11 protein-coding genes are annotated in these 12,890 nt (G+C 69.1%); 5 read left to right on the top strand and 6 right to left on the bottom strand.

What is annotated here, in order from left to right; genetic code table 11:
• Positions 1 to 6: 6 nt before the first annotated feature.
• Both K8625_RS00155 and K8625_RS00150 read right to left on the bottom strand, forming a co-directional pair.
• Complete coding sequence (locus K8625_RS00155; protein WP_223781493.1) at positions 7 to 777, bottom strand: hypothetical protein; 771 nt, start codon at positions 775 to 777, stop codon at positions 7 to 9.
• Positions 778 to 780: 3 nt separating this feature from the next.
• Complete coding sequence (locus tag K8625_RS00150) at positions 781 to 1,353, bottom strand: RNA polymerase sigma factor (protein ID WP_141333301.1); 573 nt, start codon at positions 1,351 to 1,353, stop codon at positions 781 to 783.
• A 308-nt stretch (positions 1,354 to 1,661) separates the two neighbouring features.
• On the opposite strand from K8625_RS00150, the gene K8625_RS00145 reads away from it, so the two are divergent.
• Positions 1,662 to 2,408 (top strand): hypothetical protein, encoded by a 747-nt coding sequence (locus K8625_RS00145; RefSeq protein ID WP_223781492.1) that lies wholly within the window; start codon positions 1,662 to 1,664, stop codon positions 2,406 to 2,408.
• A 129-nt stretch (positions 2,409 to 2,537) separates the two neighbouring features.
• Positions 2,538 to 4,217 carry a hypothetical protein gene (locus K8625_RS00140; protein WP_223781491.1) on the top strand — a complete coding sequence of 560 codons (1,680 nt, stop codon included), beginning with the start codon at positions 2,538 to 2,540 and terminating at the stop codon, positions 4,215 to 4,217.
• Between the two features lie 324 nt (positions 4,218 to 4,541).
• Here K8625_RS00140 and K8625_RS00135 read toward each other — a convergent pair whose 3' ends face one another.
• From K8625_RS00135 to K8625_RS00125, 3 genes are all read right to left on the bottom strand, one after another.
• Positions 4,542 to 5,036, bottom strand: a complete 495-nt coding sequence (locus K8625_RS00135) for a VOC family protein (protein WP_223781490.1) — start codon at positions 5,034 to 5,036, stop codon at positions 4,542 to 4,544.
• Between the two features lie 15 nt (positions 5,037 to 5,051).
• Positions 5,052 to 5,777 carry a sulfotransferase domain-containing protein gene (locus K8625_RS00130; RefSeq protein ID WP_223781489.1) on the bottom strand — a complete coding sequence of 242 codons (726 nt, stop codon included), beginning with the start codon at positions 5,775 to 5,777 and terminating at the stop codon, positions 5,052 to 5,054.
• Positions 5,778 to 5,935: 158 nt separating this feature from the next.
• Complete coding sequence (locus K8625_RS00125) at positions 5,936 to 6,712, bottom strand: helix-turn-helix domain-containing protein (protein WP_223747226.1); 777 nt, start codon at positions 6,710 to 6,712, stop codon at positions 5,936 to 5,938.
• Positions 6,713 to 6,847: 135 nt separating this feature from the next.
• Between K8625_RS00125 and K8625_RS00120 the strand changes: the two genes are divergently transcribed.
• The 3 genes from K8625_RS00120 to hflC all read left to right on the top strand — a co-directional run bounded on the left by K8625_RS00120 (position 6,848) and on the right by hflC (position 9,361).
• Positions 6,848 to 7,231, top strand: coding sequence for a hypothetical protein (locus tag K8625_RS00120; RefSeq protein WP_223747225.1), 384 nt, complete (start codon positions 6,848 to 6,850; stop codon positions 7,229 to 7,231).
• 127 nt (positions 7,232 to 7,358) lie between these two features.
• Positions 7,359 to 8,426: an FtsH protease activity modulator HflK gene (gene hflK, locus K8625_RS00115; protein WP_223781488.1), complete on the top strand. Its 1,068-nt coding sequence runs from the start codon at positions 7,359 to 7,361 to the stop codon at positions 8,424 to 8,426.
• Positions 8,423 to 9,361, top strand: a complete 939-nt coding sequence (gene hflC, locus K8625_RS00110) for a protease modulator HflC (protein ID WP_141327784.1) — start codon at positions 8,423 to 8,425, stop codon at positions 9,359 to 9,361. Before hflK ends, hflC begins: the two co-directional genes overlap by 4 nt.
• 90 nt (positions 9,362 to 9,451) lie before the next feature.
• Here the strand turns inward: hflC and K8625_RS00105 are convergent, their stop codons facing one another.
• Positions 9,452 to 12,847, bottom strand: coding sequence for an Ig-like domain-containing protein (locus K8625_RS00105; protein ID WP_223781487.1), 3,396 nt, complete (start codon positions 12,845 to 12,847; stop codon positions 9,452 to 9,454).
• Positions 12,848 to 12,890: the final 43 nt, after the last annotated feature.

The raw sequence follows: 12,890 nt of genomic DNA, 5'->3' as shown, positions 1-12,890 counted from the left end.
CCACGCTCAGCGAGCGCCCTCCGGAGTCACCCGCAACCCGAGCCGGGCCAGCGTCGCCTCTTCCGGCACCCGTCCTCGCGCGAGCGCCGCGTCACGAGCCTCCCGGGAGCCCTCCCCCCGGGGCCACGCGGCCAGCACGAGGGTCCTCGGGCCCTGCTCGCCCTCCAGGGACACGCCCGCCAGCTCACCGTCCTCGCGCAGGTCATGCGTCCCCGCCTCCAGCGTGTAGGCGCCCAGCATCTGCACGGAGCCGTCGGGCGACTCCAGCGCGAGCAGCGCGTCCGCCAGCTCGCTCGCGCGATAGCGCACCAGCACCACGGCCTCGGGAGGAAGCTGCGCTCCATCCGTCAGCGGGCGCAGGTTCCCATCCGGCATCCGGGCGAGCGCCGTCAGCTCCAGCGACAGCGCGGCGCCGCCCTTCAGTCGCACCGAGGTGCCCGGCTGCCCGCCCGTCAGCATCGCGGGATGGAACGCGAAGGTGACCATGGCGGCGACAGCCACCGCCACCGCGCCGGAGAGCCACAGGAGCCGAGACGGACCGAGCCGCTTGCGCAAGCGGGCCCAGCCCACCGCGTCCTCGCGAACAGGAGCCAGGCTTCCGAGCGCCTCGTCCGTCATCGCCTCCAGGCCGAACGCGTCGTCGTTCTTCTCGAGGAACGCCTCGCACTCCTCGCAGGGCCGCGACAGGTGGTCGGCGAAGTACGCCACCGCGTCGGGGGACTTGTCCCGCAGCGCCCGCCAGCTGTGCGCATCCAGGTGCCTGCTCGCGTCACCCATGGCTCATCCCACTCCCGCGGCCAACAGCCGCGACAGCAACTGGCGCTTCACCCGCGCGCGGAAGCGCTCCAGGCGCATCGTCACCGCGCTCTTGCCCAGCCCCAGGCGCTCGGCGATCTCCCGCGCGCTCAGCTCACCCTCCAGATAGAACAGGCGCACCGTCTCCTTCTCGGGGCCCTCGGGCAGCGCTTCAATCAACTCGCGCACCACCGCCACGCGCCGCTCCAGCTCCAGCGCCGGAGGAATCGCGGGCGTGGTCGACTCCAGCTCCAGCGCCAGGTCCTCCGCCGCGCGACCTCGCAGCTGCGCGCCCCGACTGAGCGACTGCGCGTGGTGGCGGGCAATCGTCACCAACCAGCTCCCGAAGGCGCGGGGGTGCTGGAGCCGGGGCAGCTCGCGGAAGGCCCGGACGAAGGTCTCCTGGACCACGTCCTCCACCTCCGCGGGCCCCAGCGCCGAGTAGCCCAGCGCCACGCGGCGCACGGCCCCATGGAAGCGCTGGTACAACTCGCGGTGCGCGTCCTGAGCCCCCTCGGCTGCCCGCCGGATGCAGGTGGCGACCTCCTCCTCCGTCACGCCCGCTCTCCCCCGCCCATCCCCCACGCATCCCCACGTGCGTCCACCTGGGAGCACACGAAGAGGGCTCCGGACCACCGGAGGCACTCCCATCTCGAGGCACGCGCACAAACCATGTCTCCCCAGTCAGTACCTGTCTCATGGGAAGGAGTCACGGGCCCCGTTTCGGCCACGCCGCCCTTCATGCAGGCGAGGTGATGTGGCCGATTCGGGCCTCAAGGCTCCTTCATTTCCAGACCGGGATTTTCGGGCGGCGGCAGGCCGGAGACGCCGCTCGCCAGGTCCCTCGATACCAGGAGATGGAAGGTATGCGATTCATCGGATTGTGCGTGTCCGCCATGCTGCTCGCGGCTTGCGGCAATGAGGACAGCGTCAAGGTCGGACTGAGCACCCGGGTGGGCGCGGCGCGTAGCGCCCAGGCCGTCGGCAAGAGCGCTCAGCAAGAGGAGCCCGCCGCCGGCATCACGCTGGACCGGGTGCGCCTGTCCGTGCGCGAGCTGGAGCTGGAGTACGAGGGCGATGATCGCGACGATGACCGGGACGACGACGACGATGACCAGCTGCGCCCGCGCGATGACGACGAGCAGCGGCTGGGGCCCGTCCTCATCGACCTGTCCGCGGAGGACCTGAATGGCCGCATCGTCCCCGTGGGCAACCTGCGGGTGACGCCCGGCATCTTCGATGAAATCGAGTTCGACATCGGCAAGGTCACCGTCGCCCAGGCGGGCCAGGACGCGCCCCTGCGGGAGCTCGCCGAGCTCGGCGCCTCGGTCATCATCGATGGCCACATCGACGGGCAGCCCTTCAGCTTCGTCTCCAGCGTCCGCCTGGAGCAGGAGCGCGAGGCGCGCTTCGAGGTGAAGGAGGGCCAGGAGCCCAACATCACGCTCAACATCGACCCGACCGGCTGGTTCGTCGATGGCAATGGACAGCGGCTGGACCCGCGCGACGCGGCCGCCCGCTCCACCATCGAGAACAACCTGCGCCGCTCCATCGACGCCTTCGACGACGACGACCTGGACGGTGACGAGGACGACGACCACGACGACGACTGAAGCCCGGGAATGAAGTCGGGTTGCAACGGCAACCCCATCCCAGGAACATCAGAAAATGATTAATCTGGACTTCACGGATTAATCTGGATTGTCCTTGGCCTCCTCACCATCCTGAATGAGGAGGCCTTCGTGATTCGTTCGCGGCTTCGTGAAGCATGGCTGTGTGGTTTCGCCTCGCTGGGCATGCTGGTCGGCTGTGGTGCACAACAGGAGGGGGACGGCGTCGAACAATCCCTCTCCACGGTGACGTCGCCGCTGGTGGGGCAGAAGCTGGTCATCGACCCCGCCAACGTCCAACCCGACGGCGTCCGTCCGACGCTGGGCGTCTATCAGAACCTGTATGACGAGCAGACCCTGATAGGGGACCCGCGCGCGGGCTCGACCTTCAAGCCCGCGACGACCTGGGGCAATGTCGTCTACAACGAGAACCAGTACCCCATGGGTTTCGTCATCGACCTGGGGCAGCAGTACGACGTGACGGAGGTCGGCGTGTTCGACACGTATGACTCCGGCACCGTCTTCTTCAGCGTCGGGGCGCCGGGGGCCTGGTCCACGCCCCTCTCCCTCACCACCAACGGGTGGGAGCAGTGGAAGTGGCTGACGGTGGGCCAGCGCACGCGCTACCTCCACTTCGCGCGCAGCATGTACGGCGCGTCGAACGAAATCGTCGTCTACGGCACCCCGGCGGGCACGACGGCCAACGTGCCGCCCACCGCCTCCGCGGGCCTGGACCAGACGCTCATCCTGCCCACGTCGTCGGCGCAGCTGACGGGCACGGCGAGCGACCCGGACGGGACGGTGGTGTCACGGCAGTGGACGCAGGTCTCCGGCCCCAACATCGCGACGCTGACGGGCGCCACCACGCTGTCCGCCACGGCCTCCGGCCTGGTGGTGGGGCTCTACGAGTTCGAGCTGAGCGTGACGGATGACCAGGGCGCCTCGGCGAGCTCCCGCACGAAGGTCCGGGTGGAGCCCGCCCTGAACGGACGCGGGACCACCGTGGAGATCTACAAGGACACCACGAGGGTGTTCCAGGGCAACTACGGTCACGTCGTGTACCTGCCGCCGGGCTACGACGCGGGCACGAACTGGCCCATCGTCATCTTCCTGCACGGCGCGGGTGAGCGGGGAGACGGCGGGCCGACCCAGCTCAGCCGGGTCCGCAACATGGGGCTCCAGTCGTACATCGACAGGAACGGGAAGGACTATCCCTTCATCCTCGTGTCGCCCCAGACGAGCACCTCCAACTTCTGGAACGACCAGGAGGCGCTCGACAGCCTGGACCCGTTCATCGAGCGAATCCTGTCGACGTACAAGGTGGACAGGAAGCGCGTGTACCTGACGGGCCTGAGCATGGGCGGCGCGGGCACGTTCTCCTATGCGTCCACCTTCCCCGCGAAGCTGGCGGCCGCGATTCCGGTCTGCAACGGCGGCTACGGCTCCTCCGTCGCCCGCGCGCAGGCCATGGTGAACGCCAACCTGGCGGTCTGGGGTTCGCACGCCATCAACGACCCCGCCTCGTACACGGGCACGCGGGACTGGTTCACGCGCCTGGGACAGGCCCTGGGCGCCACGGGGACGGTCATGGACTCGTACACGTACCCCAGCCGCGCGCAGACGGCGTTCTTCCGTCAGGGCCCGGCGCGGTGGGAGTGGGTCGACGGACAGACGGCGCAGGATGCCAGCGGCAATGCTCCCGCGAAGCCGGTGCTCTTCACCCTCTTCCATGATGGCGGCCACTCCATCTGGGACCGCGTCTACCAGGAGCCGAAGGTGCTGAGCTGGATGCTCGCGCAGCAGCGTCCGTGAGGCAGAGCGCGAAGTGGACCCGTCACTCCCGGGTAACGGGGCCTTCTCGCGCCGGAGGGCCGCGCGCATCCTGCGCCGGCCTTCCACCTGCCCTCCTCGGGCAAGCCCTGCTGAACGCGTCGATCCTAATGGATGGGATTCTTCGTCTCCGCGTCCGGCACGCGCGCGTACCGCGTCGTCCTGCTGGCCGGGGCGTCGCGGGCATGCGAATCGACCCCACGAGAGTGGGCGACGCCAAGGTGTTCCGGACATGGGGATGGACCATCGCGCTCATCGTGTCCGAGGACATCAAAGAGGCGCTCGAGCGCGCACGCGTCGGAAAGCTCATCCCAGCTGATGGACGGCCTCCAGCTTGTGCCCATCCGGGTCCGTCACGAAGCCCGCGTAATACGTGTCGCTGTAGTGAGGACGCAGGCCAGGAGCCCCCTGGTCCTTGCCCCCGTGCTTCAAGCACGCGGCGTGGAAGGCGTCGACGGCCTCCCGGCTCGGCGCATTGAAGGCCAGGTGGAAGCCGTCACCGGGCGGCGTGGCCTCCGGCCGCAGGAACAGCGCCAGCGTGTCCCCCTCTCCCTCCGGGCCGTAACCCGCCGAGCGCTCCGAGCTCCACACCCGCGTGTAGCCCAGCGGCGCCAGCGCTGCGTCGTAGAACGCGATGGCGCGCGCGATGTCCCGCACGCCGAAGGAGAGATGACCGAGGAGAAGCCCCGCCCGCGCCACGCTCTTCTGGAGCGCGCGCGCGAGCACGGCCTTCTCCTCGACGCTCAGGCCCGAGTCGTTGATGGCGGCCAGGACCTCTTCACCACGAGCCGATAGCTTCATGCGAGGGGCACCTCCTCAGGACTCCAGCGGATAGCCGTAGCGCTTCAGGGGCTCCGCCAGGAGCTCGTTGACGTAGCCGTGCCACTCCTTCGGGATGATCTGCCGCCACTTGCCCACCGAGCCATCGCCCGTGACGTGCAGCCCGTTGATGCCGTCGATGGTGTAGGCCTGCCACTTCTCGTCGATCCACCCCGCCCCGCCCTCCTGCCTGCAGACCACGGCGACGCGCTCGGAGCGCGCCTTGTTCGCCTCCAACGAGTAGCTCGAGCGGGCCCGCTCCTTCTGCTCGTCCGTGAGCTTCATCCCGAAGAACCGCTCGATCTGCCCGAACAGGTAGTCGAAGTTGCCGAAGAAGTCCTCGTACCGCAGCCAGAGCACGTTCTTCCGGTCGCCCCAGGTCTCGCTGACGCGGTACAAATCGCTGAACGAGGAGTTGTCCTCCGCGTGCTCCTTCACCAGGAAGTCGATGCTCGCCTTGGTGACGGGCAGGTTGGCGCGCTTGAAGTAGGTACAGAGGATGTCTCGGAAGTCCCGCACGGTGACGACCACGCGGTCCTCCGGCCGGAACTGGGGACACTTGTGGGTCTTCTTCACGTTGCCCAGGATGGAGTTGAGCACCTGCCAGACGAACGTGGAGCCGCTGCCCGGGAAGCCGAACTGGATGATGAGCGGTTCGGCCCGCGCATCCCCGTGGGGGTCCACTTCCTTCTCGAAGTCTGAGTAGGACTTCACGCGGTCCATGACAGTACCTCCCGATTGCACGAGCAGGGTTTGGCGACAACCCTATGCCATTGCCTGGAGAGGACAGAAGCCCAATCCCTCACGCGAGAGCACCCAACTGGAAGAATGCCGCCAGGACAGAAGGCAGACCTCGCAACCCCTCACGCCCACCCCGAACCTCAGCGGGGGTAGAACTGCTCGATGGTGACCTCCTCCGCCAGGGCATGCAGCGGGGCCCCGAAGGTCGTCACGGTCGTGAACCAGTGCGTGGCGACGCCATCGACCACGAACGTCAGCGGAACCAGGACGCCCGCGGAGCGGCCAGGCATCCTCGCGGGGAGCTCTCGCGCGTCCGGGTACGTGAGCACTCTCGCCAGCACGTTCGCGACCTCGGACCCGGGCCCCCGCAGGCGCGCGTTCTCCTTCAACCGCCCGAGCAGGTAGCCCGCGATCTCCTGCCAGTTCCCAATCGCGGAGCGGACCCGCCCGGGCGCGAAGACCAGGTCCATCAGGTTGGTGCGCCCCAGTGCGTCGCGCCCCAACCCCATCATCGCCAGCGCCCCCGCGTTCGCATCCAGCACCGTCGACGCCGCGTCCAGCGCCAGCGCCGGATGCGGCTCGTGCGCGCCGAGAATCAGCGCCGCCGCCTGCCGCAGCTCGCGCATCTCCTCACTGTTCCAATCACTCTCACCGAACTGGGGCGCATACCCCGCCGCGACCAGCAGCGCATTGCGCTCACGCAAGCCCAGGCCCAAGGCCTCCGCCAATCGCAGGACCATGTCCTGGCTGGGCTCCGTCCGGCCCGACTCGATGAAGGCCAGATGCCGGGGCGACACCTCCGCGTCGAACGACAGCGCCAGCTGGCTCTTGCCCCGCGACGCGCGCCAGTCCTTGAGCAACGCCCCCAGTTCGCTCCGGGGCTTCGGGACACCCTTGCGCGGACGCCGGGTCGACACCTCGACCTCCCGGAGCGCGGTCCGCTTCATCGCGCGCCCACACGCGAGGTGGCCACACACTTCCCTCCCAGGTCATTGCGGGGCAGTCGAGGCAACACCGAGTCTTCGAGGCATCCCATCACCCGAGGATTCCCCATGAACGACCGCCTCGTCTATCGCCTGGATGCCTTCGCCGCCTTCAGCATGGGCGTCACCTTGCTGTTCGTCGCCACCCCGCTCACCACGCTCGCGGGATGGACGCTGCCGCCGTCCTTCCTCTTCGGCCTGGGCGTGTTCCTGGTGCCATGGGCCGGCATCAACGTCTGGGCCTCCACCCAATCGCCCGTCGCCACGAGCATGCTCCTGGTGCACCTGCTGGTGGACGGCACCTGGGTCCTGGGGAGCGTGGCCCTCATGCTCGTCCACTCCGCCACCTTGTCGACCCTGGGCTTCGTGATGCTCGCGAGCCAGGCCGTGAGCGTGCTCGGCGTCTTCTCCCTCAAGCTCGCCCCCTCCCTGCGCCTTCGCCTCGCGCGGTGAGCCGGACGACCGACCCCGAATGCTCGCCATCTCACGAGGGCCACCAGGGAACCAGGTGGCCCCTTGTTTCACTCGGCGACCGGGTTCCCGCTTGCATCTGGATGTTATGTAGTCCAAAGACTGAAGGATGGCATGGGACCCCCGCGTATTGAAGCCCGAGCCGAATGGCCGGGATCCTGGTGATGTGCTGGATGAGCTGCGCAGGCAGCTCAAACGAGGCTTGGGCCGCCGGCTGCTCTTCGGTGGCGTCGGTCTGGCCCTGCTGGTGGGCCTGTTCACCAGCTACGCGCAGGTAGAGCCCGACGAGGTCGGCGTCATCCTGCGGCTCGGGCGCTTCGTGGACACGGTGGAGCCGGGTCCGCACTTCCGGCTGCCGTACGGCATCGACCGCATCGTCAAGGTGCCCGTGCAGCGCCAGCTCAAGGCGGAGTTCGGCTTCCGCACCGAGTCCGTGGGCGCGCGCAACACGTCCTACGCCGCCAGCGGCTCCGACATGAAGCGCGAGTCCCTGATGCTCACCGGCGACCTCAACGTCGCCGTGGTCGAGTGGATCGTCCAGTACAAGATCAAGGACCCGTACAAGTACCTCTTCAAGGTGAAGAACGTGGAGGGGATGCTGCGAGACATCTCCGAGGCGTCGATGCGCGCCGTCGTGGGTGACCACTCCGTCAACGAGGTCCTCACCACCGGCCGCCAGACGGTGGCCACCCAGTCCAAGCTGCTCCTCCAGGACCTGGCGGACCGCTACGAGACGGGCGTGGACATCCAGCAGGTGGTCCTCCAGGACGTCAACCCGCCCGACCCCGTGAAGCCATCCTTCAACGAGGTCAACCAGGCCATCCAGGAGAAGGAGCGCGCCATCAACGAGGCCTTCGCCGAGCTCAACCGCGCCATCCCGCGCGCCAAGGGCGAGGCCGAGGAGGCGCTGCGCTCCGCGGAGGGCTACGCCATCGAGCGCGTCAACCGCGCCAAGGGCGAGGCCGAGCGCTTCACCCGCGTCTACGAGGAGTACCGCAAGGCGCCCGAGGTCACCCGCCGCCGCATGTACCTGGAGACCGTGAGCCAGGTGCTCACCAGCACCGGCCAGAAGGTCGTCATGGACGAGAACCTCAAGGGCCTCACGCCCATGTTGCGCATGGACGGCCCGGACTCCGCGGCCGCCGGCGCGGCGCACTCGACGGAGGCCCAGCGATGAGCCGCGTGGCAACGATTGTCCTCGGCGTCGCGGTGCTCGCCATCGTGCTGGGCTTCTCCAGCACGTACACCCTGAGCGAGCACGAGCAGGCCGTCATCACCCGCTTCGGCCAGCCCCGCGGCCAGTCCATCACCGAGCCGGGCCTGCACTTCAAGCAGCCCTTCGTCGACACGGTGAACCGCTTCGACAAGCGCTGGCTCGACTGGCGCGGCGACCCGAACCAGATTCCCACCAAGGACAAGAAGTACATCTGGGTGGACACCTTCGGCCGCTGGCGCATCGTCGACCCGCTGCGCTTCTTCCAGCGCCTGCGCGACGAGCGCAACGCGCAGTCCCGGCTGGACGACATCATCGACGGCGAGACACGCAACACCATCGCGTCCTTCGCGTTGATTGAGGCGGTGCGCTCCACCAACCGCCCGTTCGAGGACGACGAGTACACCACCGAGGAGGAGCGCGGCGAGTCGCTGGAGCAGGTGGCCCAGGGCCGCGACAAGCTCACCCGGCAGATCCGCCTGCGCGCGGCCGAAATCGTGAAGGAGTTCGGCGTGGAGCTGGTCGACGTGCAGATTCGTCGCATCAACTACGTCGACGAGGTCCAGGTGAAGGTCTTCGAGCGCATGATTTCCGAGCGGCGGCGCACCGCGGAGCGCTCACGCTCGGAGGGCATGGGCCGCGCCGCGGAGATTCGCGGTCAGCGCGAGCGCGACCTGAAGGAGATCCGCTCCGAGGCCTACCGCAAGGCGCAGGAAATCACCGGCAAGGCCGACGCCGAGGCGACGCGCATCTACGCCGACGCCTTCGGTCGCGACGCGGAGTTCTACCAGTTCATGCGCACCCTGGAGGCCTACCCCCAGGTGATGGACCGCTCCACCTCGCTCTTCCTCGGGAGCGACTCGGAGTTCTATCGCTACCTGCGCAGCTCCAAGAAGTAGCCGGACCCACTTCGCGAAAACACTCGGGCCGGACTCCATGCACGTGACATGGAGCCCGGCCCGTTCATTTCCGGTGACGACGTCCGCGCGTCAGTGCACGCGGCCCGGGGGCAAGTTCGAGCGCGGCGGGAAGCCCGGCACCGCGTCCTGCTTCGGCGCCGACGAGCCACTCAGCGAGCGAGGCGCGAGCAGCCCCTCCCCCACCGAGCCCAGGCTCGGCGCCAGTGCCTGCGGAGCGCCGCACACCAGCGTCTCCAAATCGTCATCCCGTCGTCCCAGGTCGTTGAAGACGCGCGGCGTGCCCGTGAGCGGGTCCGGCACGGGCTGCGCGCTGACGAGGAAGGGCGACAGGAACGAGGGTGCTCCCGCGGAGCGCGGGAAGACGTGGAGGAACGGCGTCTGCGTCTCACCCGCGTGGCAGCCATTGCAGGTGTTGAGCGAGAAGCGATGCCGGACCTCCGGGTCCGCGCCGGGGACGGACCACGTCAGGCCGAAGGGCGTCAGCGCCGAGCCGGCGACGAAGGCCTGTCCCTGGTACAGCGAGGGCACCTCGTGCGTGCCGGCCAGGATGGCCACGGCGTTCTCCTGCACGAAGCTCGCGAGCCGGGGCGAGTTGTTGAGGCTCAGCTCCGGCGTGAGGGCCACGGGGGAAGGGACGAGCCCGTTCGGACCGAAGTGGAACTCGCGCAGCTCCCACAGCGGGTTCAGCGCGTTCTCGTTGGTGCGCACCTGGTGGATGGCGCTGCCCATGAAGCGGCCCTGCGCGACGAAGGGCTCGGTGAAGCGGTCGGTGAGGGCCTGGAGCTTCGCGTTGTAGAGAGGGCTGCCGAGCGGCAGCGAGCCCAGCTCGTGCCAGTCCCGCGCCCAGCGCTGGATGTCCTCCGGGCCGTCGCCGGGCAGCATGTACTCGAGGATGACGGTGAAGGGCAGGTCGAGCCCCGCGGGCGTGGTGACACCGAAGACGAAGCGCCCCTCACCCGAGTGCGTGCCCTCGCTGCGCAGGTCGATGCGGTTGACGATGGCGAGCAGCCGGAAGGGCGCGGTGTTGAAGTCGAGCGGCGCGGACGGGCCGCCGCTGCGCGTCTCCCAGGGCGTGAGCACGTCGGGGAGGATGCTCGGACGTCCGGCGACGGGCAGGCCCGCGATGACCTGGTTCGTCTCCCAGGTCTTGAGCCAGGTGCGAATCATCTCGGACGGATTCTGGCCGCCGTTCATGCGCCGCATCAGCGTGCCGAACGTCCAGGCGCCGCCGTTGACGGTCCGCACCGGGTCCTCCACCACGGGCAGCGCCGTGATGAGCAGCTCGTTCTCCGGCGACACCTGACACACGCCGGGCGCGCAGGCCGTGCTGGACTCGCAGCCGTTGAGGGGGCTGCCATCGCAGTCGAAGGTGCCCACCGCGCAGGCGAGGCCGCAGGTGCCCGCGCCGCAGACCCCGCTGGCGGAAGGCGCGCCGGCGCACACGGTGCCGCACGCGCCGCAGTTCGCCGCGTCCTCCATCACCGAGGTCTCACAGCCGTTGACCGGGTCACCGTCGCAGTCGCGGAAACCCGCGAAGCAGGTCTCCTCGACGGCCACGCACGGCGACAGGTTGCCCGCCATGTCCCGGAGGCGAAGGGACATCGGGACGCCGACCTGGCTCGCGACCAGGGGCACCAGCGCGCTGCCGCCGCTGTCCACCGCGACATCGGTGCTCGTCGGGTTGGCGCAGTCATTCCCCCAGAAGAGGAAGAGGCGCGAGCGGGGCTCGGCCTGGACGCGCATGCCGGCGACGATGGAGCCCTGGGACAGGGGCACCAGCCCCGTCGTGAAGGTCGGCGCGGCCGGCGCGACGGAGTCATGCGTGTACGCCACGGACGTGCAGCCCGACAGGTTCCCCGCGGCGTCCACGGCGCGCACGGAGAAGGTCGTCACCGTGTTCGCGAACACCGCCCGGTTGGTGCTGAAGACGCCGGTGGTGGCGTGCGCCGTGGCGGTGGTCGGCACGGACCCCGAGCAGTTGGCGCTCCGGAAGACGAGCACGACCGCGCCGGCCTCGGTGCGGCCCTCGAGCTGCGGGTTCAGCTCGGAGCCCGTGTCGCTGGGGACGAAGGCGAGCTGGAAGGGGGTGACGGGCGCGACGTTGTCGTGCGTGTAGCTGACGGGAGCCGAGCACGCGGAGACATTGCCGACCAGGTCCTCGGCCTTCGCGGAGAACGTGGTGGTGGTGTTGGTCGCCACGGTGAGCGCGCGGGAGAAGGCGCCCGAGCCCGTGGCCGTGAGCGTCGCGATGGGCGAGCCCGCGCAGGTGCCGCCGGAGAAGAGGCGCACGGTGGCGTTCCCCTCGGTGACGCCGTTGAGGGTGATGGCCGTCTGGTTGCCGGGCGACGGCGGGGTGAAGGCGGAGAACGAGGGGACGATGGGCGGCGTGGTGTCGCGCTCGCAGCCGAGCAACTCCACGCGCGCGAGGGCGACGGTCTCCACGCCGGCGCGCGGGTCATTGTCATCCGTGATGTCGAGCTTGAAGCGGTTGAAGGCCCTGGGGAGGCTGAGCGGGTACTCGCGCCGCTCCGCGCTCGCCCAGTTGAACTCGTCCACGCGCCTGTCGACGACCACCCAGGCGGTGCCGTTCCAGGCCTGGAGGGTCCAGCTCTTCGGAGCGCGGGGGGCTGCCTCGCCGTTGGGGAACTTGAGGGCGTAGCGGGTGAGCATGCGCGAGGCGCCAGGCCACTCGTAGGAGAGCCAGGAGGGCGTCGCCTTGGAGGAGAGCCACATGGACGCGGAGGTGTCGACGTTGTCGAAGGCCTTCCACGGCTCATTGCCCGCCTGGAGGAAGCCGGAGCCCGTGACGGTGCCCGAGGGCGCGGTGGCGCTCGTCATGGCGGGCACCTGGTTGACGATGGTGGCACAGGCGCAGTTGTAGAAGGACAGCCGGCCGATGGAGAGGACATCCACGCCCGTGCCGGCGGTGTTGTCCTCGGTCACCATCAGACGGTACTTGCTGTAGGCGCCGGGGGTGGTGATGGAGAACTCACGCTCCTCGGCGCCGCCCCAGTTCGTCTGCTGCGTGCGGGTGTCCAGCGTGTTCCACGCGCTGCCGGACCACCCCTGGAGCGTCCAGTCGCGCGGCGCGCGGTTGTTGAGTGAGCCATTGGAGAACTTGATGGCGTAGTGGGAGAGCGTGCGCGCGCCGTCGAAGAACTCGTAGGTGAGCCAGGCGGTGGATTGGCCGCTCGCGGTGAGCCACATGGTGCTGTCGCCGCCGTCGACCGCGTGCCAGGCGGGGTTGGACGCGTTGAACTCGCTGGAGGCGATGACGAGGCCGCTGACGGGGTTGTCGCGGGCCGACATCACGGGGATGAGGCTGCCGCCGCAGGTGAGCCCTTGCGAGACGGTGCCCAGGGGCTCGGGGTCGATGACAGGCGGGGCGTCCTGACACCCGGGCACGAAGGCCAGGGTGAGGGCGCTCGCCAGGAAGAGGCTGTTGAAGGACATCGGGCGATGCATGCACACGCTCCTCGCTACGGGCCGCCGGTGACGCCGGTGGCGC

The organism is Myxococcus sp. AS-1-15 (assembly GCF_020037055.1).
GTDB lineage: Bacteria > Myxococcota > Myxococcia > Myxococcales > Myxococcaceae > Myxococcus > Myxococcus fulvus.
This window is presented reverse-complemented; position numbering and strand designations above follow the sequence as displayed.